This window comes from uncultured Rikenella sp. (assembly GCF_910579375.1).
Lineage (GTDB): Bacteria > Bacteroidota > Bacteroidia > Bacteroidales > Rikenellaceae > Rikenella.
Genome location: NZ_CAJTUJ010000021.1, coordinates 1 through 21,261 on the forward strand (window position 1 = coordinate 1; position 21,261 = coordinate 21,261).

The 21,261-nt window shown below is 60.9% G+C and carries 18 protein-coding genes; 14 read left to right on the top strand and 4 right to left on the bottom strand.

Features of this window, described 5'->3' with window-relative positions:
* Positions 1–648 precede the first annotated feature (648 nt).
* On the bottom strand, positions 649–801 hold the full coding sequence (locus tag QZ302_RS03560) for a hypothetical protein (protein WP_294592568.1): 153 nt from the start codon (positions 799–801) through the stop codon (positions 649–651).
* Positions 802–931: 130 nt separating this feature from the next.
* Here QZ302_RS03560 and QZ302_RS03565 point away from each other — a divergent pair, with 130 nt between their 5' ends.
* The 11 genes from QZ302_RS03565 to QZ302_RS03615 all read left to right on the top strand — a co-directional run bounded on the left by QZ302_RS03565 (position 932) and on the right by QZ302_RS03615 (position 14,254).
* Positions 932–2,290, top strand: coding sequence for a TolC family protein (locus QZ302_RS03565; RefSeq protein ID WP_294592569.1), 1,359 nt, complete (start codon positions 932–934; stop codon positions 2,288–2,290).
* A gap of 45 nt (positions 2,291–2,335) precedes the next feature.
* Positions 2,336–3,577 (top strand): efflux RND transporter periplasmic adaptor subunit, encoded by a 1,242-nt coding sequence (locus QZ302_RS03570; protein WP_294592571.1) that lies wholly within the window; start codon positions 2,336–2,338, stop codon positions 3,575–3,577.
* A gap of 31 nt (positions 3,578–3,608) precedes the next feature.
* On the top strand, positions 3,609–4,346 hold the full coding sequence (tsaB, locus tag QZ302_RS03575; protein ID WP_294592573.1) for a tRNA (adenosine(37)-N6)-threonylcarbamoyltransferase complex dimerization subunit type 1 TsaB: 738 nt from the start codon (positions 3,609–3,611) through the stop codon (positions 4,344–4,346).
* A gap of 14 nt (positions 4,347–4,360) precedes the next feature.
* Positions 4,361–5,323, top strand: coding sequence for an ABC transporter ATP-binding protein (locus tag QZ302_RS03580; RefSeq protein ID WP_294592575.1), 963 nt, complete (start codon positions 4,361–4,363; stop codon positions 5,321–5,323).
* 4 nt (positions 5,324–5,327) lie between these two features.
* Positions 5,328–6,056, top strand: coding sequence for an ABC transporter ATP-binding protein (locus QZ302_RS03585; protein ID WP_294592577.1), 729 nt, complete (start codon positions 5,328–5,330; stop codon positions 6,054–6,056).
* The gene (locus tag QZ302_RS03590) at positions 6,053–7,186 is read left to right on the top strand and encodes an ABC transporter permease (RefSeq protein ID WP_294592579.1); all 1,134 of its coding nucleotides are present in this window, start codon (positions 6,053–6,055) and stop codon (positions 7,184–7,186) included. Before QZ302_RS03585 ends, QZ302_RS03590 begins: the two co-directional genes overlap by 4 nt.
* A gap of 410 nt (positions 7,187–7,596) precedes the next feature.
* On the top strand, positions 7,597–8,052 hold the full coding sequence (locus tag QZ302_RS03595) for a 6-carboxytetrahydropterin synthase (protein WP_294592581.1): 456 nt from the start codon (positions 7,597–7,599) through the stop codon (positions 8,050–8,052).
* Positions 8,053–8,068: 16 nt separating this feature from the next.
* Positions 8,069–10,972: a DNA polymerase I gene (gene polA / locus QZ302_RS03600; RefSeq protein WP_294592584.1), complete on the top strand. Its 2,904-nt coding sequence runs from the start codon at positions 8,069–8,071 to the stop codon at positions 10,970–10,972.
* Positions 10,973–11,017: 45 nt separating this feature from the next.
* Positions 11,018–12,229, top strand: coding sequence for an ABC transporter permease (locus QZ302_RS03605; RefSeq protein WP_294592587.1), 1,212 nt, complete (start codon positions 11,018–11,020; stop codon positions 12,227–12,229).
* Positions 12,226–13,110, top strand: a complete 885-nt coding sequence (locus QZ302_RS03610; RefSeq protein ID WP_294592589.1) for a hypothetical protein — start codon at positions 12,226–12,228, stop codon at positions 13,108–13,110. The genes QZ302_RS03605 and QZ302_RS03610 overlap by 4 nt, the downstream gene beginning before the upstream one ends.
* The gene (locus QZ302_RS03615) at positions 13,049–14,254 is read left to right on the top strand and encodes an amidohydrolase family protein (RefSeq protein WP_294592591.1); all 1,206 of its coding nucleotides are present in this window, start codon (positions 13,049–13,051) and stop codon (positions 14,252–14,254) included. Before QZ302_RS03610 ends, QZ302_RS03615 begins: the two co-directional genes overlap by 62 nt.
* Positions 14,255–14,480: 226 nt before the next feature.
* Here the strand turns inward: QZ302_RS03615 and QZ302_RS03620 are convergent, their stop codons facing one another.
* Genes QZ302_RS03620 through trpS form a run of 3 tightly spaced genes read right to left on the bottom strand, consistent with a single transcriptional unit; the run spans position 14,481 to position 17,856 of the window.
* Positions 14,481–15,428: an HlyD family efflux transporter periplasmic adaptor subunit gene (locus QZ302_RS03620; RefSeq protein WP_294592593.1), complete on the bottom strand. Its 948-nt coding sequence runs from the start codon at positions 15,426–15,428 to the stop codon at positions 14,481–14,483.
* Between the two features lie 21 nt (positions 15,429–15,449).
* Positions 15,450–16,739: a TolC family protein gene (locus QZ302_RS03625; protein ID WP_294592596.1), complete on the bottom strand. Its 1,290-nt coding sequence runs from the start codon at positions 16,737–16,739 to the stop codon at positions 15,450–15,452.
* A gap of 34 nt (positions 16,740–16,773) precedes the next feature.
* Positions 16,774–17,856, bottom strand: a complete 1,083-nt coding sequence (gene trpS / locus QZ302_RS03630; protein WP_294592600.1) for a tryptophan--tRNA ligase — start codon at positions 17,854–17,856, stop codon at positions 16,774–16,776.
* A gap of 218 nt (positions 17,857–18,074) precedes the next feature.
* Between trpS and QZ302_RS03635 the strand changes: the two genes are divergently transcribed.
* From QZ302_RS03635 to folE, 3 genes are all read left to right on the top strand, one after another.
* On the top strand, positions 18,075–18,830 hold the full coding sequence (locus tag QZ302_RS03635; protein WP_294592603.1) for a hypothetical protein: 756 nt from the start codon (positions 18,075–18,077) through the stop codon (positions 18,828–18,830).
* Positions 18,831–18,992: 162 nt separating this feature from the next.
* Positions 18,993–20,666 carry a putative transporter gene (locus QZ302_RS03640; protein ID WP_294592605.1) on the top strand — a complete coding sequence of 558 codons (1,674 nt, stop codon included), beginning with the start codon at positions 18,993–18,995 and terminating at the stop codon, positions 20,664–20,666.
* A 13-nt stretch (positions 20,667–20,679) separates the two neighbouring features.
* The gene (folE, locus tag QZ302_RS03645; RefSeq protein ID WP_294592607.1) at positions 20,680–21,261 is read left to right on the top strand and encodes a GTP cyclohydrolase I FolE; all 582 of its coding nucleotides are present in this window, start codon (positions 20,680–20,682) and stop codon (positions 21,259–21,261) included.

A 21,261-nucleotide genomic window follows, 5' to 3' on the forward strand; every position in this document is an offset into this window, starting at 1 on the left:
AGTGGGATGAACTTTGGGCTGTGCTTTGGGTCAATCTTCTGCGGCTCGCAGAGCCGCGCAGTTCGCCGCCACCCCACGCGGTGGACTGCAACTCGACGAGGCTCGTTGCACTCACCGTTGGCGACGAACTGCTTAAAAAAGAGCGAGTAGTGCGATTCGAGAGGAATCGCCGTTCTCTTATTGGGGTAGAGGCTGCCCAATCGGAGAGCCCGAAGGTACCGGCGCGTGGGAGGTGCGCCGAGGACGAACCTGAAAGAAAGATGCGTTGCTCTTGCGACCCAAAGGGTCGCCGGGCCTGCGCGCCGGGCCATTCGGCCCACCCTCGGAGCACGCAGCCCGAGACCTACAAAATGGGGCGACGAATGAAGCAGTGCTGTTTCGGTTCGTAGAGCCGCGCGGGCCGGACGCTCCTCATGGGAGGCCCGCAACACGCCGTTCACGCATCGAGAGTTACCGTACCTCTTGGGCGTCCAGCCCACTTCATCCAAGAGCGTGAATGATACGGGTCGGAGTCAGCGTGGCCGGAAACGAGCATTGCGAAGTTGCAGGCCTACGCTTGGGGTGGCTCCGGCCCGGGCGGTTCTTCGAACCGCAGAATTCAACTCAAAAGTAGGTAGAGGCTGTCAGTAAAACACCCTGTGGACGCGTTCATTCCGAGAGGCACCGCAACAGAAAATCGATGGCGCGATAGTGCACGCCGCTGGGGTAGAGGCTCTGCGTGTAGAAAGGCAGGAATATGCCGTTAGTCCCACTCGCCGCAATTGACCAGAGAGACCCCTCCAGCCCATTGCCGCCCAGCACGCCCGAGCCCGAACTGCGGTAGCCCGGGGCGGATTTTCCGTCGAAATCCGCTTTTTGTACCGCAGGAACGATAAAAATGCCTATCTTGCGTAATTATAATCGTTATCGGAAGATGAAAATTCGTTGCCGAATGGTTGTGGTAGTTGCCGGAGCGATGCTCGGGGCGACGCCCGTGTTCGGCGGAGAAACGTGGGATATTGCCCAGTGTATCCGCTATGCCGTGGAGCACAACCTCCAGGTGAGACAGGGATGGAATCTCGTCGAGGGAGCCCGCGTCGATCACCTGCAAACCAAACTCAACTACCTGCCTAACCTGAACGCCGGGATCGGGTACAACGCCTCGTTCGGCCGGTCGCTCGACCCGACCACCTATAACTACGTCTCGGGGCAGACCGTGCAGAACGCCAGCGGGAGTTTGTCGTTGAGTACCAATCTGTTCGCCGGGATGCAGAAATTGCACAACCTGCGGCGGGCGGAATTCAGTCTGGCCGCTTCGGTGCAGGAGGTCGAACGGATCAAGGACGAAATTACGATCGCCGTGGCGGCGGCTTATCTGCAAGTGCTCTATAACAGAGAGCAGGTCGCCGTTTCGGAGAACCGCGTGGCCATCCTCGAACGGCAGATCGAACGGACGACCCAATTGGTCGAGGCCGGTTCCCTGCCGATCGGCAATCGGCTGGAGCTTGAGGCGCAGCTGGCGGCCGAGCAGTATAATCTCGTGAACTATCGGAACCAGCGGGTCAACTCCGTGCTGACCTTGACCCAGCTGCTGGAGCTGCGCGACGTGCCCGATTTCGAAGTAGCGGTGCCCGACAGCGCCGTGTTGGCGGCTGAGATGGACGGCCAACAACTGCGCGAAGTCGGCGAAATTTACGGCATGGCCTTGAAGCTGCCGCGCATCGAAGTCGTCAAATGGCAGCGGAAAATGGCCGAACAGGATGTGGCGTTGGCTCGGGCACGGTACTATCCCTCGCTGAGCTTCGGCGCCAGCTACGGAAGCAGCTGGTCGGACGCCCGTCTCAAACCGCAGCTGGGGGCAGACGGGACGCCGTACTATACGAAATATCCCTTTTTCGAACAGTTGGACGACAACGCCTCGTCGGCGTTGCAGTTCAGCCTGTCGGTGCCGATCTTCGGCGGGCTGAACGTGCGGAACAACGTGCGGAAAGCGAAAATCGGGCTGCGGAACGCCGATTTGGCCGTCAAACAGGCCGAGAATCAGCTCTACAAAGAGATTCAACAGGCCTGGAGCGATGCCAGAGGGGCGTGGGAACGCTACCTCTCGGCGGAGAGCAGTGTGACTTCGAACGCCGAGGCGTTCAGAAATACGGAACAGAAATTCGATGCCGGGGCGGCGACGGCGGTGGACTACAACGTGGCCCAGAATAATCTGGCGGAGGCCCAGTCCTTGATGTTGCAGGCCCGGTACGACTATATTTTCAAAATGAAGATTCTGGATTTCTACCGCGGCGTCGAGATAACCCTGTAACGACGGCGGAGCACAGAGCGAAAACGATAAAACGAAACAGACGATATGGCGAAGAAAAACAAACGCAAACGGAGACTGATTATTTGGGGCGGATTGTTGTTGGTGCTCGTCTTCTGGATAGTCGGCAAACAGAGCGGATGGTGGGGGCGGCCTCTGCCCGAGGCGGTGACCGTCGAGCGGCCGGAGGTGCGGACGATTGTCGAGTTGATCTCGGCCAACGGCCGTGTGCAGCCGGTGACCGAAGTCAAAATTTCGCCCGACGTATCGGGTGAAATCGTGGAACTGAACGTCGAAGAGGGACAGCGGATCGAAAAAGGGAGGCTCTTGCTGAAGATCAAGCCGGACACCTATCAGTCGATGCAGGAGCGGGCCGAAGCCACGCTCAACTCTTCGAAGGCGCAATTAGAGCAGATTCGGGCCCAACTGGCGCTGGCCGAACAGACCTATGAACGGCAGCGGCAGCTGTTCGCCCAAAAGGCGATTTCGGAAGCCGACTTCCAGAACGCCGAAGCGCAGTATCGTGCCCTTCAGGCGCAGGTGAGGACGGCTGAGTTCAACATCCGGAGCGCCGAGGCTTCGCTCAAGGAGGCGGCAGAGAATCTGTATAAGACCACGATTTTTGCGCCGAGCGGCGGGACGGTCTCCAAGCTGAACGTCGAGCTCGGCGAGCGGGTCGTGGGGACGGCGACGATGGCCGGGACGGAGATGCTCCGGATCGCAGACTTGTCGCAGATGGAGGTGCGCGCCGATGTGAACGAAAACGACATCGTGCGGGTCGAATTGGGCGATACGGCGGTGGTCGAGGTGGATGCCTATCTGGGGCGGCAGTTCCGCGGGATCGTGACCCGGATTGCCAACACGGCTACGGGAACGGCGGCTTCGGGACAAGCCACCAATTTCGAGGTGCGGATTTATATCCTTCCGGAGTCGTATGCCGATCTGGTACCGGAGAGTGGCGGATCGCCGTTCCGGCCGGGGATGTCCGCTTCGGTGGATATCCGGACGGAGACACGGCGGGCGTTGTCGGTGCCGATCCAGGCGGTCACCTCGCGCGCTCAGGCGGGAGAGGTGCTGTTCCTTTATGAAACAGACAGCTCGTGTGTGCGGATGAAGCCGGTGAAGACGGGCATTCAGGATCGCCAGTTCATCGAAGTGGAGGCCGAGGGGCTGGATACGGCGGTTTGGGTGGTGAGTGCGCCTTTCCTGGCCATCTCTAAAAAACTGAACGACGGGATGACGGTGCGGACGACCGCTTCGCTGGCGGCGGACGCGGTGGCGGATAAGTAGTGCGGAATCTGATTGAAAGATATATAGTTATATGGCACTGATTCTATCCATCGAGACCGGGACGGAGGTCTGTTCGGTGGCCCTGGCCAAGGACGGCGAGATGATCTCGTTGCGCGAGAGCAGCGGCGAGGGGCGGGCGCATGCCAACAATCTGGCCTTGTACATCGAAGAGGTGCTCCGCGGGAACGACATGGACGCCGACGAACTGGATGCCGTGGCCGTAGGCGGCGGGCCCGGGTCGTATACCGGGCTCCGGATCGGCGTTTCGACGGCTAAAGGGATCTGTTATGCGTTGGGGCGGCCGCTGATTGCCGTGGACTCGTTGCAGGCCTTGGCCTCGATTGCGATGGAGGAGTCCCGCGCGGGGATCGTGCGGATCGAACGGCCCGAGACGGCGGTGCTCGCTCCGATGATCGACGCCCGGCGGATGGAGGTCTATACCCGGCTGTTCGACACCGGGTTGCGGCCGCTGGGCGAGACGGGGGCGCATATCCTGACCGAAGAGAGCTTTGCCGACATTCTCGCGGCGGGGCGCGAACTGCTGGTGTTCGGGAACGGGGCGCAGAAGTGTGCCGAGCTGTTGCCCGCGGCGACTTTCGTGCGGATCGCGTCGTCGGCCCGCGGGCTGGTGGCACTGGCCGAGGAGGCTTATCGGGCCGGCGATTTCGCCGATGTGGCTTATTATGAGCCTTATTACCTGAAAGATTTTGTGGTGACCAAGAGTCGGCGGGATCCGTTGGCCCGACCGGCGGCGAAATCGGAGAAATAGGCTTTACCTGTACCATGATCGAGGCACGCGACATATCGAAAACTTGGGGCGACGAGACGGTCGCCTTGGAAGAGGTGTCGCTGCGGGTCGAACGGGGGACGATCCACGGCCTGATCGGCGCCGACGGAGCGGGGAAGAGCACGCTGTTCGACATTTTGGTAACCCTCGTGCGGCCGGACGAGGGCGAGGCGACGGTGGGGGGATACGACATCCGGTCGGAGTGGCGGGCGGTGCGGCGGACGGTGGGCTATATGCCGTCGAACTTTTCGCTGTACGGCGACCTCTCGGTGCGCGAGAACCTGAACTTTTTCGCCCGTATCTACGGACGGTCGGCGGGTGATATCGAAGGATCGATAGGCGACATCTGGCGGCAGCTGGAGCCGTTCGACAGACGCCCGGCGGCACAGCTGTCGGGAGGGATGAAGCAGAAACTGGCGCTCTGCTGCGCCATGGTGCACGACCCGGAGGTGCTGATGCTCGACGAACCGACGACCGGAGTCGATCCGGTGTCGCGACGCGAGTTTTGGGAGGCGCTGCGCACGCTGGCGGAGGAGGGGCGGAAGACGATTCTGGTCTCGACTTCGTACATGGACGAGGCGGCGCGGTGCGACCGGATCACGTTGCTGCACGAGGGCATTGTGCTCGACGAATTGGCGCCGGGGGAGGTGGCTGCACACTATCGCGGAACGCTTTACGAAATCGACGGGGGAGATCGGGCGCTGAATGCGCGGCTGTTGCAATTGCTGCGCGGCTGGTCGCTGTCGGGCGGCTGTTACTCGTTCGGAGACCGAATCCACCTGAACGTGCCGTTGCCGGGGCTGCGGAGCGAGACGGTGGCGAGCTATCTGCGGGCTCAGGGGATCGAGGCGGAGCGGATTTCGGTAAAGGTGATCGTGCCGACGGTCGAAGACCTTTTTATCCGGCTCACGTCGCTGTCGGAGAGCGACGGGGAGGAAGAGGCGGAGGAGGCATGGTAAACACATGGAGCAAAGAACCATCATAGCGGAAAATCTGACGCGCCGTTTCGGCGACTTCACGGCGGTGGACGACCTCTCGTTCGACGTCGCGCGGGGCGAAGTGTTCGGTTTTCTGGGAGCTAATGGAGCGGGGAAGACGACGGCCATTCGGATGCTGTGCGGGCTGTTGCAGCCCACGTCGGGACGAGCCGTTGTGGCAGGATATGACGCCGTGCGGGAACCGGAGCGGGTGAAACGGCGGATCGGATACATGAGCCAACGCTTCTCGCTCTATGACGATCTGACGGTGGGCGAGAACTTGCAACTGTTCGGCGCGATCTACGGTCTTGGACCACGGGTGTTGCGGGACAGAATGGACGAACTTTGTACGGGACTCGGGATGGAGGAGTTGCGGCGCCTGCCGGTGCGCGGTTTGCCGCCGGGGTGGAAACAGAAGACAGCGCTGGCGGCAGCGATGCTCCACCGGCCCGAGGTGCTCTTTCTGGACGAACCGACGGGCGGCGTGGATCCGTTGGAACGGCGACGGTTCTGGGAACTGATCCTCGATGCGGCGGGCGAGGGGACGACGGTGCTGGTGACGACGCACTATCTGGACGAGGCGCTCTATTGCGACCGGACGCTCATTATGGCGGACGGCGAGATGAAGGCGCTGGATCGTCCTGCGGTGTTGATGCGGGAGCACGGGGCGACGGATATGGATGATTTGTTTGAAAAATTGACCCGACGGCGATGACGAACGGCGTTTTCTGGAGTTTCGTGGCCAAAGAGTGGCGTCACATCCTGCGCGAGCGCAGGACGCTGGTCATGTTGTTCGTCATTCCGCTGGCGTTGGTGCTGCTTTTCGGGTATGTCATCTCGACCGACATCGACCATACGCCCGTGGCGGTGTTGGATAGGTCGCAGGGCGATCCGCTGGCCCGGAGGCTGGTCGATAAATTGCAGGCGGCGGATCGGTTTCGGGTAGTGGCCGAGGTGCGGAGGGACGGGGAGATAGACGAGGTGTTCCGGCGGGGGGTGGTGAAGATGGTGGTGGTGATTCCGCCGGGTTTCGGCCCGGATGCGCGGCGGTACGGAGGGACGACGGTGCAGCTGGTGACGGATGCGTCGGATGTGAACATGGCGACCACGGTGATCGGCTATGCGACGGCGATCGTCGCGGATTTGAATGCGGAGCTCAACGCTGCGGCTGCGGGTGGTGCTGAGGCGGGGTTTGCTGTTCGGACGAACGTGCGGATGATGTATAATCCGGAACTGAAGTCGGCCTATATGTTCGTGCCGGGGGTCATTGCGCTGATCGTGATGATCGTGGCGGCGATGATGACGTCGGTGACGCTGGCGCGCGAGAAGGAGACGGGAACGCTCCGGATGCTGACGGTGTCGCCGCTGCGAGGCCGGACGATCGTGCTGGGGAAGGTGGTGCCTTATTTTCTGCTGACGGCGATCAATACGGGGATGATTATGTGTCTGGGGATTTGGGTGTTCGACATGCCGTGCTACGGAAGCGGATGGGGGGTGGCGTTGTTGTGCGGTCTGTTCATTCTGGCGGCGATCGGACTGGGGGTGCTGATCTCGTCGCTGGTGAAGACGCAGCAGTCGGCGCTCACGGGCTCGTTGCTGGGGCTTTTCCTGCCGACGGTGTTGCTGTCGGGCTTCATCTTTCCGATCGCCAACATGCCGCTGGTGTTGCAATGGGTCTGTCGGTGTGTGCCGGCGACGTGGTTTATCGAGGGGGTCAAGGGCTTGATGCTCAAAGGACAACCGGTGGCGGATATGGTCTTGCCGCTGGGGATATTGGGGGGAATGGCGGTCTTGTTGGTGGGACTGGCTCTGCGGCTCTTTATCCGTTCGGAACGACCGCAGTGATTTTAACCGTTCATTTATCTGTCTTTGTCCAGGAGGGTACTGTTCTCTTTGTGAACAAAGAGAACCAGAAAAACTTTACGAGGATGCTTCGCATCCTAAAGCTGCCGGCGGCCCAGATCTCGGACTCTACTTTGGGTCGGGAGTTGTAGCGCGCTAATGCGAGCTAAACCTTATTGCGCGCTTACAACCCCGACCCAAAAGCAATCGCAGAGACTGAGGACTGCGGAGCCTAAGGAGTAGCGTAGCTAACTAAAAGTCTTTTGGGTACCTTTTGCCCGAAGGCTTCCTCGCGCTAACTCGGCATAGCCCGCAAGCGGTCTCTGCTCAAGTAACGCTGCTCGGCTCTTCAGAAAAGGTACGGTTCCCTGCGGGTAGACACGGTAAACCGAACGGGTTATCAATAGCAAAATATGACGACGATACGATTGACACGGGAATTTTCGTTCGAGATGGCCCACGCCCTCGAAGGTTACGACGGATTGTGCCGACACCTGCACGGCCACTCCTATAAACTCTTCGTCACCGTGTCCGGGACACCCTGCGACGACCCTCAGAATCCGAAATACGGCATGGTGATGGACTTCGGCGACCTGAAACGCATCGTCAACCGGCTCGTCGTCGAGCCTTACGACCACGCCCTCGTGCTGCGACAGACCCCCGAGAACCTGCGGTTGCTCGAACAAGTGCGGGAGAAGTGGGAGCGCGTCTATCTGGTCGATTACCAGCCCACCTGCGAACAGATGCTCATCCGGTTCGCCGGCCAGATCGCCGCAGAGCTGCCCCGCGGCGTGCAGCTCGCCGAGCTGAGACTCTACGAAACCGAAAAATCGCATGCCACCTGGCGGGCAGAGGATAATTCCCGATAAACCGTAAACCAGCACGATGGAGAAACTCTTCCTGATCGACGCCTACGCCCTGATCTTCCGTTTCCACTACGCCTTTATCAACCGGCCCATGCGCAATGCACAGGGGCTGAACACCTCCGCCATTTTCGGCTTCGCCAAATTCCTCAACGAACTGATCGTCCGCGAGCAGCCGAAATACCTCGGCGTCGCTTTCGACCCGCCGGGAGGCTCTTTCCGGCGCGATCTCTACCCCCTCTATAAGGCCAACCGGGATGCCACGCCGGAAGATATCATCGCCGCCGTGCCGCACATCAAAGCGATTCTGGAGGCCATGCGGATCCCCATTCTGGAGGTGGCCGGTTATGAAGCCGACGACGTGATCGGCACCTTGTCCCACAAAGCCTCCTGCTGCGGCGAGTACGACGTATTCATGGTCACCCCCGACAAAGACTACGGCCAGCTGATCAAACAGAACGTCAGCATGTACAAACCCGCGAAGGGGGGCGAAGGGATCGACATCGTCGGGTTGGACAAAGTGTGCGAGAACTACGGTATCGCCGATCCGCAACAGGTGATCGACATTCTGGCCTTGTGGGGCGACGCCTCCGACAATATTCCCGGTGTGCCGGGGGTGGGCGAGAAGGGGGCACGGAAACTGGTCGCCCAGTGGGGCGACGTCGAGAACCTGATCGCGCACGCCGATGAACTGACCCCGAAACTGCGGGCCGCCGTGCTGGAAAATCAGGAGCAATTGCGACTCTCCAGAGTGCTCGCCACCATTCGGCTCGACGTCCCGATCGAGTTCGATCCGACCGCCTTGCAGCTCGAAGAGCCTGACTATGCCGCGCTGCGGAGCATCTATATCGAGCATAACTTCAACCTCCTGTTGCGCGACGTCGACAGCCGGCTCTTTCACAGCAGCGCACTGCATGCCCAGACCCTGCCGTCGCTCAGCAAACAGAAGCCCGGCAAACCGAAACCCTATTCGCAACTCGGCGGCCAGATGTCTCTCTTCGACTCCGTGCCGGAAACCGATACTGCGGCGGCGGTCTCGCCTTTGGCCGAGATGGTCGTGCCGCCGACCCCTACAGAGGCCGACGAGGCGGCATTGGCCGCTTCCGACGGCTTGCAGACATTGGCCACGACCGAACATACCTATCATATCGTCGAGACCGAGGAACAGTTGGCGGAACTCGTGGCTCTGCTCGGCCGGTCGGAAAAGTTCTGTTTCGACACCGAAACCTCGGGGATCGAGCCTTTGCGCTCGGAACTCGTGGGGCTTTCGTTTTCGGTCGCCGCCCACGAGGCTTTCTGGATACCCACGCCCGATGCGGAGCGGCGGGCACAGGTGCTGGCCGCTCTGAAACCCGTGTTCGAAAACGACCGGATCGGCAAAATCGGACAAAACATCAAGTTCGATATGCTCGTCCTGATGCACGCCGCCGGGATCGAAGTCCGCGGGACGCTGTACGACACCATGATTATCCACTACCTGCTCGATCCCGAGGCGCGGCACGGGATGGATTTTCTCGCGCGGCGATTCCTCGGGTACGATCCCGTACCGATCGAGACCCTGATCGGCAAGGGGGCGAAGCAGACCTCCATGTTGTTCGCCGATCCGGTTCGGGTGGCGGAGTATGCGGCCGAAGATGCCGACGTCACGTGGCAGCTCTTCGAAAAGTTGTGGCCCCTGCTGGAGGAGACGGGCCAGACCGGTCTGTACTGTCGGATCGAGGCTCCCCTGATCCCGGTGCTGGCGCGGATGGAGTTTGCCGGAGTCTTTGTGGATCGGCACATTCTGGGCGAGTCCGGAGCGGTGCTGACCGTCGAGGCGGCGCAGTTGGAGGCCGGGATTCGCGAGACGACCGGCGTGCCCGATTTGAATGTTAATTCCGCCAAACAGTTGGGCGACGCTTTGTTCGAGGGACTGAAGATCGACCCGAAACCGAAGCGCACCAAGACGGGACAGTACCGGACGGACGAAGAGTACCTCCAGTCGCTGTCGGCGAACCATCCCGTGATCGAGAAGATCTTGGAATACAGGGGGCTGAAGAAGCTGCTTTCGACCTACATCGAGGCGTTGCCGCAGCTGATCGACCCGCAGACCGGACGGATACACACCTCGTTCAACCAGGCGGTGACCGCCACCGGGCGGTTGAGCTCCACGAATCCCAACTTGCAGAACATTCCGATCCGCGACGCCGTCGGGCGCGAGATTCGGAAGGCCTTTACGGCGCCCGACCACGGCCATGTGATCGTCTCGGCGGACTATTCGCAGGTCGAGCTGCGCATTATGGCGCATCTGTCGGGGGATGCGGCCTTGCGGCAGGCCTTTCTCGACGGCGAGGACATTCATACGGCGACGGCGGCCCGGGTCTTCGGCGTTGCGCCGGAGGAGGTGACCCGCGAACAGCGTCGGCGCGCCAAGACGGCCAACTTCGGGATCATCTACGGCATCTCGGCCTTCGGGCTGGCGACGCGGCTGCGGATTCCGCGCGGCGAGGCGAAGGAGTTGATCGACGGTTACTTCACCCATTATCCGGGGGTCAAAGAGTATATGGATCGTGTGGTGGCTGAGGCGCGCGAGCAGGGATATGTCGAGACGATCTTCGGTCGGCGGCGGTATCTGCCGGACATCCGGTCGGGGAATGCCGTGACCCGCTCCCTGGCGGAGCGAAACGCCATCAACGCCCCGATTCAGGGGAGCGCGGCCGATATTATGAAGATGGCGATGATCGACGTCGATCGGCTGTTGCGGGAGCGGGGGAGCGGAGCGCGGATCGTCCTTCAGGTGCACGACGAACTGGTGTTGGAGGTGCCTCAGGGCGAGGTGACGGCGGTGACCGCCCTGCTGACCGAAGCGATGGCCGGAGCGGCGGAGCTGTCGGTGCCGCTGCTGGTCGAAGCCGACGCGGGCGTCAGCTGGCTCGACGCCCACTAACCCGGAGACGGAGACGCTGAAAATACCTTTATCTTTGCACCGGATATGCTCTCGTCATTCATCGCCCGCCGGCACCTCTTCTGCCGAAAATCCCACTCCGTCATCAACCTGATCGCTGGAGTGAGCGTTGTGGCTGTGGCCGTTCCGGTGATGGCGCTGGTCGTGATTCTCTCGTTCCACAACGGGCTGAGCGACTTTATCCGGGAGATGTACAGCGAGTTCGACGCCGAACTGCGCGTGACGCCGCGGACGGGGAGCGGATTCGACGCCGAAGCCTTGCGGGCGCGGATCGAGCCTCTGCCTGAGGTGGCAGCCGTCAGTGTCGTGGCGGAGCAGAACGTCCTGCTGACCCATGGCGGACGGCAGTGGATTGCGGCGATGCGCGGCGTGGACAGCCTCTACCACGAGGTGATACCGATCGAGCGGCGCTTGGTGCAGGGGCAATACCGGTTGCAGCACGGCGGCCTCGACGAGGGGGTCTTCGGACAGGGAGTGGCCTATGCGTTGGGTTTGTCGGGGGGACTGATCGAGCCCGTGCAGGTCTATGCCATCCGGCCGGGACGCGGCGGTGCGACCGCTTCGTTCCTGCCGGTGTCGCTCTATCGCACTGCCGCGCTTCGACCGGCGGGGATTTATGCTTTGGACGAGCAGACCGACTCGCGTTATCTGTTTGTGCCGATCGCTTTGGCGCGGCGGCTGACCGGAATCGGCGAGGGGCGCGGGACTTCGCTGGAGATTCGGCTCGCGGAGGGGATCTCGCCCGAGCGGGGACAGCGGGCGGTGGCGGCAGTGGCGGGAGACGATTTCGACGTGAAAACCCGTTTCCAACAGAAAGAGACCGTCTACCGCATGGTGACGCAGGAGAAGTGGATCATCTATCTGCTGTTGATGTTCGTCGTGTTGATCGCGGCTTTGAGCCTGGTGGGGACGGTCGTCATGCTGGCGGCCGACAAGGAGCGCGACCGGGAGATGCTGCTCGCCATGGGAGGCACGCCGGGGCTGTTGCGGCGGGTGTTTACGTGGGAGGGGGCGTGGATTACGGCCGTGGGGGTAGAGCTGGGGCTGGCGCTCGGAGTCGGGTTTGCGCTCGCGCAACAGCGGTGGGGGCTCATCCGGATGGCCGGCGAGGCGTTCCTCATGGAGGCCTATCCCGTGCGGATCGAGGCGGCGGATTTGGCGGCGGTCGGGTTCGGCGTCTTGTTGCTGGGGACGGCCATCGGTGCGGCGACGGCCGCAGGCGTTATCGGACGAAAATGAAAAAATATATTCTCATAGCAGTGGCGTTGTGGGCCGCAGCGGCTTGTCACCGCGGGCCGCGGGCGATTCCTGAGCAGGAGATGCGGGCGATCATCCGCGAGACGCTCATCGGACAGTCGATCATCCAGCAGGATCGCGACGAACGGCGTTTCCGGCCGCTCGACTCGCTCGATATGTACAGCGAGGTGCTGGGGCAGTACGGCTATACGCTGGAGGACTTCCGCTTCACCGTTCGCGAGATGGCCATGCGGAAGAGCAATCCGCTGACCAATATCCTGGGCGAAGTGGCCGCCGACATCAAGGCGATCAGCGTGGTGGCCGAGGCGCGTTACAAACATCAGCTGCACCTGGACTCGATCGCCCAGCAGATGACCTCCGACACGGTTTTCCGCAGCGATACGGTGTTGCGGGGGAAGCTCGACGGCTATCGGTTCGTCTATGCGCAACGTTCCGAGAAGGGCGATTCGGTGGTACCGAGAGGGCTCTATCGGCTGAGTTTCAGGTATTCGACGGGTTCGCATGCCCGGTCTTATACGAAATCCGTTCGTGCGCGCCGCGTTTCGCGGGACGGGGATGCGGCGGAAAACACCTTCTGGCTGCCGGTGGCGAAAGATACGGTTCCGTATGAGGGCGAGATCCGGGTGGCGACGGGGGTCGAACGGCTGACCGTCTCGATTTCGGAGACCTTGCGGAAAGACCAGCGGCCCGATACATGTTATTTGACCGGAGTCCGGCTGACCTATGTGCTGCCGGTGGTTCAGGCGCGGGCGGCGTGGCTCGAACGGCTGACCGGATTCCCGTCCGATTTGGAGGAATATTATGAAAAACAGTACCTCGACAGTTTGGCGAAGCGTAGCGGCTCCGTACCTCCTCGACTCTGACGGAATGCTGCTGCGCAACGGAGTGGTTCGCTTCGCGGCGGACGGGACGGTGCTCGGCGTGGAGTCGTGCGACCGGATCGACTCGCTGCCGCAGACGGAGTACCACAACGGCATTCTGATTCCGGGGATGACCAATGCCCATTGCCACCTGGAACTCTCCTGTTTCAAGGGGGCCATTCCGGCACAGGTGGGGATGGTGGAATTTATTCGGAATGTGGTTTCGCGGCGGAACGACTTTTCGCGCGAGAAGCAGGAGGAGCGGGCGATCGAAGAGGATTTGTCGATGTGGCGCGAGGGGATTCAGGCGGTGGGGGATATCAGCAACGACACGACCTCTTTTCCAGCTAAAGTCAAGGCCAAGACGGAGGGGAGGACGCGGTACCATACGTTTGCCGAATTTTTCGGCCTGCCGGCGGACGACGAGGCGGAGGCTTTCTATCGTCGTTCGGTGGATCCGGTGGTGGCGGCTGCCGATTGGGCCGGGCTGCCGGTGACGCCGACGCAGCACTCCACCTATTTCATGTCGGACAGACTGTTCAAACGGGCGGCGGATTCGCCGTTGATGTCGATCCACTTTATGGAGACGCCCGCCGAGGTCGATTTTTTCGATCGCAAGGGGGGGATTTTCGAACTGGTCTCCGCTTCGGCGGGCCGGGAGCCGGATTTCCTGGCTTATGGGGGACATGCCGAACGGCTCGTCGGGTCGTTGCCGCGGGAGGCGCACTTGATCCTGATCCATAACACGCAGATGCGGCGGCAGGATATGGAGCTGATTATGGGGTATTTCGAAGATGTGACGTTCGTGCTCTGTCCGCGGTCGAACTACTACATCGATGCCGATTTTCCGCCTGCGCAGATGTTATACGAAGCGGGTGCGCGGGTGGCACTGGGGACGGACAGTCTGTCGTCGAACCGGTCGCTGTCGATGGTCGAGGAGATGAAGTGGCTGTGTGCGCACAATCCGGCGTTGCCCTTGGCGGCGGTGTTGCAGTGGGCGACGCTGAACGGCGCGCGGGCGTTGAGGTTCGGTGATGAGATCGGCAGTTTCGAACCGGGGAAGCGTCCGGGGGCGGTGCTGCTGACGGGCGTCGATTTCGATGCGATGCGGCTGCGGGAAGATGCGAAGACGGTGCGGCTATTGTGATGCGTTGGGTGAGGACTGTCCCGTTTATTCCGAGAGGCAACGCAACTGAAAACCGTGAGCGCGATTGAACGTGCTGCTGGGCAGGAGGCCCGTCATGCTGAAACCGAAGTACATTCCATCGTTTTCGCTCACTGACGACGAGTAGCTGAACCCGTTGTTGCTGACGCCACCCGATCCGCCCGAAGCACTGAGGCGGTAGCCAGGGGCGCACAGTCGTTTGACAATATTATTCCTGCGCTGCCAGAGTATGCGGGTCGAAATAAACTTCCGCCGGCATGCCGATTTTCAACACACCGTCCCGATTCGGGACGTAAATCTTCAACGCATAGACCAGATTGGCCCGCTCGCTGCGAGTCTGGATCACTTTGGGCGTAAATTCCGCCTGATCCGCAATCCAGCCGATCCGACCCGGCATCCGGAAGCCGTTTTTTACATAAACGCTGTCCACCTGCACCGTCACCTCCTGCCCCAGCCGAATCGCAGCCAACTGCGGCTCCTCGATATACGCCCGCAGAATCATCGTGTCCAGATTCGCCACCTTGTAGAGCGGCTTGCCGATCGTCGCCAGCTCGTACCGCTCGGCATACTTCGCCAGCACTCGCCCCGCAATCGGATTCACCACGTAAGCGTTGTCGATCCGATCCTGCACCTGGAGAATCTGTTGCCGGAGCGGCTCCATCCGCGCCAGCAGCGTCCGGGTCTGGATGTCCAGCGTCGAACGCTCCGCATCCAATTGTTTCTGAAGGATTTCCGCGTCGTAATGCAGGTTGTCCACCTGCTGCCACGTCGAAGCGTCCTTCTCGGCCAGCGCCGTGTAGCGTGCCAGCTCGCGTTGCACCTTGGCCAACCGTTCGCGCACCACGTCCAACTGTTTCTCCCGTTCCGGCAGCTGGGCCCGCAGTACCGCGATTTCGCCCTGCAACTGATTCCGCTGCAAGACCAATTGTGTCGTATCCACCCATCCGACGATTTCGCCCCGATGCACTCGGCTCCCCTCTTCGAGGTTGAACTCCAGCAGCTTGCCGTTGCAATCCGCCGAAACGATCACCTCCACGGTTTCGAAATTGCCGTAAGCGTCCGGCTCCGGCTCCCGCTGACAAGCTGTCAGCCCGCTCGCCACGACCGCCGACAGGACTGCGGTCGCTAAAATTCGGTTCGAAAAGATGCTTTGCATAGTCTTCTGCTTGAATTCGTGTCAGTTATAAATCCCCCGCACCGCCTGGTAAGCGATCCACGCCTCGACCAGCCGCAAGGCGTTCACCTCGGCGCTGATCCGCGCCGCCGCCTCGTTGTTGAACTCCGTCAGGTACTCCGTCGCCGTAATCACCCCCTGCTCGAACTGCGCCTGGGCCTGTTCGCGAACCACCTTTCGGGCCTCGACGAGCGTCGGGTCGAGTTGTATCGTCTCCTGCAACCGCTCGATTTGCACCCGATATTGCGCCGCCTCGATCGAAACGTTGCGTTCGAAATCGCGTTGTTGCTGGTCGATGTCCCGACCGGCCACCCGATTGATTTTCTTCTCTTTTTGCGTAGCGTCCCAGCTCGTCAGCGGCAGCCGGAACCGCAATCCGCCGATCGCCATCGGGGCGAAATTCCGGTCGAAGAGGTCGTACCCCGGACGTCCGTACCCCCCGCTCGCAAAGAGCGATAACTGAGGATTCGACCGGCTGTTCGACATCCGGTTTTGTGCCTCCAGAAGGTTGCGTTGTTTGGTGTAGAGCTTCATCTCCGAACGTTTCTTAAACGGTGCCGCCTCTCCGTCCGGAATCCCCTCTGTCGGAACCGGCGGTATCTCGAAATACGTCCGCTCCGTGATCTCCATCCCCGTCAATTCCGTCAATGCCGTGATGTATTTGGCCCGCTCGCCGCTCAGCGCGATTCGCTCCTGGTTCAACTCCAGCATCCGCGCCGCCAGCGATGCCTGTTCCGCTCCCGTCGCCATCCCCTGTTCCATCCGGGCCGTCACCGCCCGGAGGTTCGACTCCAGCGTCTCGCGCATCAGTCGGTTGACCTCCAACTGCTTTTCCGTGAGCAGAATACCGATATAGGTGCGATTGATCCGGTCGCGCAGCCGGTCGAGCTCTACGGCCAACGATGCCGTCTCGACCTCCGCCGTCGCCGCATGGAGACGCTTGGTGTTCCGCACGCTGTGTCCGGCGTAGATCACCTGATTCAGCTCCACCGTGGCCCGGTATTGATCCTTCGGCAGATCCATCGTCACCGGCAGCGGAAAGTCCGTCGGCAACTTCGGCACCTCGTTCTGGTAGCTGCCCTGTGCCTGAATCTCCAACTGCGGCAGCAGGCTTGACGAAGTCGCCCGGTCTTGCGCCTTCCGTTTCTCGCCGACGAGCGTCTGGCGGGCGCTCAGCGGCGACCGTTCGACAGCCGCCCGCCGGCACGCATCCAGCGTCACCGCCGTCCCCTGAGCCCCGGCGACCGTCGTCGCACAGCTCAGCCATATGATCGAGAGTATGCGTTTCGTCATCATGGTACGAAGGATTGAATCTTTCCCGATAGATTTAGCGATACTCCTGCGCCTGTTGCGCAATCAGAGCCTCGTCGTCGAAGTAGTCGATGCGCATCGCCCGCCGCACATCGGCCAATGTAGCTGCCGCCGCTTCGCGAGCCGCCTCGCTGCCCCGCTTCAGCATGCGGTAGACCTCCGGAATGTCCTGCTCGTACTCCTTGCGCCGGGCGCGGATCGGCTCCAGCGTCTCCTCCAGCACCGCATTGAGCAGCCGTTTGACCTTGACATCGCCCAGTCCGCCCCGCCGGTAGTGCGCTTTGAGCTCGTCGAGACCGGCATATTCCGGCAGGTAAGCGGCAAAATGTTCCGGTCGGCAGAAAGCGTCGAGGTAGGTGAATACGGTATTCCCCTCGACCTTCCCCGGGTCTTCGACCCGCAGGTGCCCCGGGTCGGTGAACATGGTCTTGACCCGTTTGGCCACCTCTTCGGCACTGTCGGAGAGGTAGATGCAGTTGCCGAGCGACTTGCTCATCTTCGCCTTGCCGTCCGTCCCCGGCAGCCGCAGGCAGGCCGCGTTCTCCGGCAGCAGAATCTCCGGCTCCACCAACGCCGGCCCGTAAATCGAGTTGAACCGCCGCACGATCTCGCGCGTCTGTTCGATCATCGGCTCCTGATCCTCGCCCACCGGAACGGTCGTGGCGCGGAAAGCCGTGATGTCCGCCGCCTGGCTGATCGGATAGGTGAAGAAACCCACCGGAATGTTCGCCTCGAAGTTGCGCATCTTGATCTCGGTCTTCACCGTCGGATTCCGTTGCAGACGCGAGACGGTCACCAGGTTCATATAATAGAACGACAGTTCGCACAACTCCGGAATCTGGGACTGAATGAAGATGGTGCTCCGTGTCGGATCGATCCCGCACGAGAGGTAGTCCAGAGCCACTTCGATGATGTTTCGCCGCACCTTTTCCGGGTTGTCCGCGTTGTCGGTGAGCGCCTGCGCGTCGGCGATCATGATGTAGATGCGGTCGAACTCACCGGAGTTTTGCAGTTCGACACGCCGCTTCAGCGAACCTACGTAGTGTCCCAAGTGGAGGCGTCCCGTGGGGCGGTCGCCGGTCAGAATAATTTTTCCCATTTTCTTGCTATTTCATTCGCGCCTTTCGGCCCGCCGGAGCGGGCGGCGGCACATCGTTTCCCGTACAGGCGACCGGCCGGCTCATCTCCCTGTCGTCCCCGGCTTTTCAAGCGGCGGCGCATCCCGCAGGCGATATTTATTTATGACGGATGTCAATAAAGTTCAAATTTAATGCTATCTTTGGGATATTCAAAACGCAACTTAAACTTATAAATATCATGAGATTTAAATCAATGCTTCTTGCTCTGGCCGCAGTCGGGGCTGCGGCGGTCGGCGAGGCGTATGCTCAGCGGGTCGTGACGCCGTTCACGCCGCGGGTCGTGGATTCGACCGGCAAAAAGGTCTATGTCCAGCCTCAGAAAATCCGGCGGAGCCGGCTCGCGGTTACTTTCGGCTACGGCTATTCGCCGATTACGGCCAACTCCAGCTATGCCAACAAACGTTTTCCGTTCGTCGAGAATAACTCGCCTACGGTGGTCGATCCGCCGTCGAAGGTGACCGGCTGCTTCGGGACGGTCAGCCTGGGGATCAACTACGAGATTACGCCGTGGCTGGAGCTCAACGTGCCGTTCGTCTATTCGCACAGCAAGGGGTGGCAGCCCTGCGTGCGCGGGTCGGAAGACATCTCGGGCGGACAGAAGGACGACTGGTTCACCTTGTTGCCCAACTTGCGGATCAACTGGGTGCGGAACAATTGGCTGTCGGTCTACACCCGGGCGGGTATCGGGTTCGGCGTGGGGAATCGGTGGGTGTCGATCGACCAGGACCAGACCGTGAAGGCGATCTTCGGCTGGCAGGTGTCGCCGGTGGGGGTCGAGATGGGGAAGGGTAATTTCTGCTTCTTCGTCGAGGGCGGATACGGCTTTACGGGAGCGGTCACGGCAGGGATCAAGCTCAAGGTCGGCAAGATGCAGAAAAACGGCCGGGTGAGCACGGGGCGCAAGGTCGATTGGTATGAAAAGTACCTGAGATAGGGCGTTCGGCGTTCGGACGCACACGGTTTTCGACAGAGGTCGGATGCTGCGGTTCCAGGGGCGGGGCGGCGGGATTCGGCCTTTCGCGTTTTCGGGCCGAAAATCGGTATACCGAATCAAAATAAAGCGTACCTTTGTCCCCTCTTTAATTTCGGAAAGTTTATGGAGTGGATACATAATCTCTTTTTCGGAGGCGGCGTGGCCCATTCGATCCTGCTGATCGCGCTGGTCATCGCTGCCGGGATCGCGCTCGGGAAGATCAAAATCGCCGGCATTTCGCTGGGCGTCACCTGGATTCTTTTCGTCGGCATCGCATTGAGCCATTTCGGCATGCGTATCGACCCGACCACCTTGCACTTCGTCAAGGAGTTCGGGCTCATTCTCTTCGTCTACTCCATCGGGTTGCAGGTGGGGCCCGGGTTCTTCTCGTCGCTCAAGAAGGGGGGCTTTACGCTGAATATGCTGGCCACGGCGATCGTGCTGATCGGGGTGGCCATTGCTTATATCATCCACGTGGTGACCGGGATTCCGATTACCACCATGGTGGGAGTGCTGTCGGGAGCCGTGACCAATACCCCGGGACTCGGGGCGGCGCAGCAGGCCTATACCGATATGAAAGGCGTCAGCGATCCGTCGATTCCGCTGGGCTATGCCGTGGCTTATCCGCTGGGGGTGATCGGGATTATCGTTTCGATCATGGCTTTGCGGCTGATTTTCCGCATTCGGCTGGACAAGGAGGCTGCGGCGGCCAACCACAGCGATCAGGACGACGCGGGGGCGCAGCGCATCTCGATCGTGCTGGAGAATCCGACCATTGCCGGACGGACGGTGGGCGATATTTCGAGCCTGATCGACCGGACATTCGTCATCTCGCGCGTGTGCCACCAGAAAGACGGGCGCACGGAGATCGCCAGCAACAACACCGAGCTGAACTTGGGTGATAAGTTGTTCGTGATTGCGGCACACAAAGATGAAGATGCGCTGGTGGCGTTCCTCGGGCATAAGCTCGACATGGCTTTCGAAGAGTGGGAGAAGCTGGACAGCCAGTTCGTTTCGCGCCGCGTGATGATCACCAAATCGGAGCTCAACGGAAAACGGTTGGGCGACCTCCGGTTGCGGAGCACGTATGGGATCAATATTACGCGGGTCAATCGGGCCGGGGTCGATCTGGTGGCCAACCGGAACCTCCATCTCCAGATGGGCGACCGGGTGACCATGGTCGGTACCGAGATCGGAGTGGCCGAGGCGACTAAGGTCTTGGGGAACTCCATGCGGCGGTTGCGCGAACCTAATCTTATTCCGATCTTCATCGGGATTTTCCTCGGAGTTTTGCTCGGGAGCATTCCGATTCTGCTGCCCGGGATTCCCCAGCCGCTAAAATTGGGGCTGGCCGGCGGACCGCTGATCGTATCCATCCTGATCAGCCGCTTCGGGCCGCAATATAAAGTGGTGACATATACTACGATGAGCGCCAACCTCATGCTGCGCGAGATCGGGATTGCGCTCTTTCTGGCCGGCGTCGGCTTGGGTGCGGGCGAGGGGTTCGTGGAGACCATCGTAGACGGCGGGGGATACAAATGGGTCGGCTATGGCGTGATTATCACCATGGTGCCCTTGCTGATCGTAGGGACTGTCGGACGTTTGTTCTACAAGATCAACTACTTCACCCTCGCGGGGCTCTTGTCCGGCAGTATGACCGACCCGCCTGCCTTGGCCTACTCCAATGCCGTGGCGGGCAACGACCTCCCGGCGGTGGGCTATGCGACGGTCTATCCGCTGACTATGTTTCTGCGCATCCTGACCGCCCAGTTGCTGATTCTCTTCGCGGCGGCGTAATTTCGTACCGGTTATGGAATACGACGAACAAAAAATAGCCCGGCTGGCCGAACACTACAAAGCCATCCTCGAACTGCTCGGCGAAGATCCCGCCCGCGAAGGGCTGCTCAAGACGCCGGAACGCGTGGCCAAGGCCATGTCGTTCATGACCCAGGGCTATGACCAGGAGCCGATCGACATCCTCCTCTCCGCCAAGTTCCGGGAGGAGTACAAACAGATGGTGGTCGTCAAGGACATCGAACTCTACTCGCTGTGCGAACACCACCTGGTGCCGTTCTACGGGAAAGCGCATGTGGCCTATATTCCGAACGGCTTCATCACCGGCCTCTCGAAGATACCGAGGGTGGTGGATTGCTTCGCCCGGCGGTTGCAGGTGCAGGAGCGGCTCACGGTACAGATTCGCGACTGCATACAGGAGGCGCTGAACCCGCTCGGGGTGGCTGTCGTTATCGAGGCGAGCCACATGTGCATGCAGATGCGCGGCGTCGAGAAACAGAACTCGGCGACAACGACTTCCGCTTTTACGGGAGCCTTTCTTACCCAAATTCAGACCCGCGAGGAGTTCATGAACCTCATTTCGCACAAGCTCAGATAA

Excerpts from the sequence above, each read along its gene's own strand:
- QZ302_RS03595 (WP_294592581.1), top strand. The coding sequence starts at position 7,597 with ATGACGACGATACGATTGACACGGGAATTTTCGTTCGAGATGGCCCAC.
- QZ302_RS03615 (WP_294592591.1), top strand. The coding sequence starts at position 13,049 with ATGAAAAACAGTACCTCGACAGTTTGGCGAAGCGTAGCGGCTCCGTAC.
- QZ302_RS03625 (WP_294592596.1), bottom strand. The coding sequence starts at position 16,739 with ATGACGAAACGCATACTCTCGATCATATGGCTGAGCTGTGCGACGACG.
- polA (WP_294592584.1), top strand. The coding sequence starts at position 8,069 with ATGGAGAAACTCTTCCTGATCGACGCCTACGCCCTGATCTTCCGTTTC.
- QZ302_RS03610 (WP_294592589.1), top strand. The coding sequence starts at position 12,226 with ATGAAAAAATATATTCTCATAGCAGTGGCGTTGTGGGCCGCAGCGGCT.
- trpS (WP_294592600.1), bottom strand. The coding sequence starts at position 17,856 with ATGGGAAAAATTATTCTGACCGGCGACCGCCCCACGGGACGCCTCCAC.
- QZ302_RS03620 (WP_294592593.1), bottom strand. The coding sequence starts at position 15,428 with ATGCAAAGCATCTTTTCGAACCGAATTTTAGCGACCGCAGTCCTGTCG.
- QZ302_RS03570 (WP_294592571.1), top strand. The coding sequence starts at position 2,336 with ATGGCGAAGAAAAACAAACGCAAACGGAGACTGATTATTTGGGGCGGA.
- folE (WP_294592607.1), top strand. The coding sequence starts at position 20,680 with ATGGAATACGACGAACAAAAAATAGCCCGGCTGGCCGAACACTACAAA.
- tsaB (WP_294592573.1), top strand. The coding sequence starts at position 3,609 with ATGGCACTGATTCTATCCATCGAGACCGGGACGGAGGTCTGTTCGGTG.
- QZ302_RS03635 (WP_294592603.1), top strand. The coding sequence starts at position 18,075 with ATGAGATTTAAATCAATGCTTCTTGCTCTGGCCGCAGTCGGGGCTGCG.
- QZ302_RS03565 (WP_294592569.1), top strand. The coding sequence starts at position 932 with ATGGTTGTGGTAGTTGCCGGAGCGATGCTCGGGGCGACGCCCGTGTTC.
- QZ302_RS03590 (WP_294592579.1), top strand. The coding sequence starts at position 6,053 with ATGACGAACGGCGTTTTCTGGAGTTTCGTGGCCAAAGAGTGGCGTCAC.
- QZ302_RS03580 (WP_294592575.1), top strand. The coding sequence starts at position 4,361 with ATGATCGAGGCACGCGACATATCGAAAACTTGGGGCGACGAGACGGTC.
- QZ302_RS03640 (WP_294592605.1), top strand. The coding sequence starts at position 18,993 with ATGGAGTGGATACATAATCTCTTTTTCGGAGGCGGCGTGGCCCATTCG.
- QZ302_RS03605 (WP_294592587.1), top strand. The coding sequence starts at position 11,018 with ATGCTCTCGTCATTCATCGCCCGCCGGCACCTCTTCTGCCGAAAATCC.
- QZ302_RS03585 (WP_294592577.1), top strand. The coding sequence starts at position 5,328 with ATGGAGCAAAGAACCATCATAGCGGAAAATCTGACGCGCCGTTTCGGC.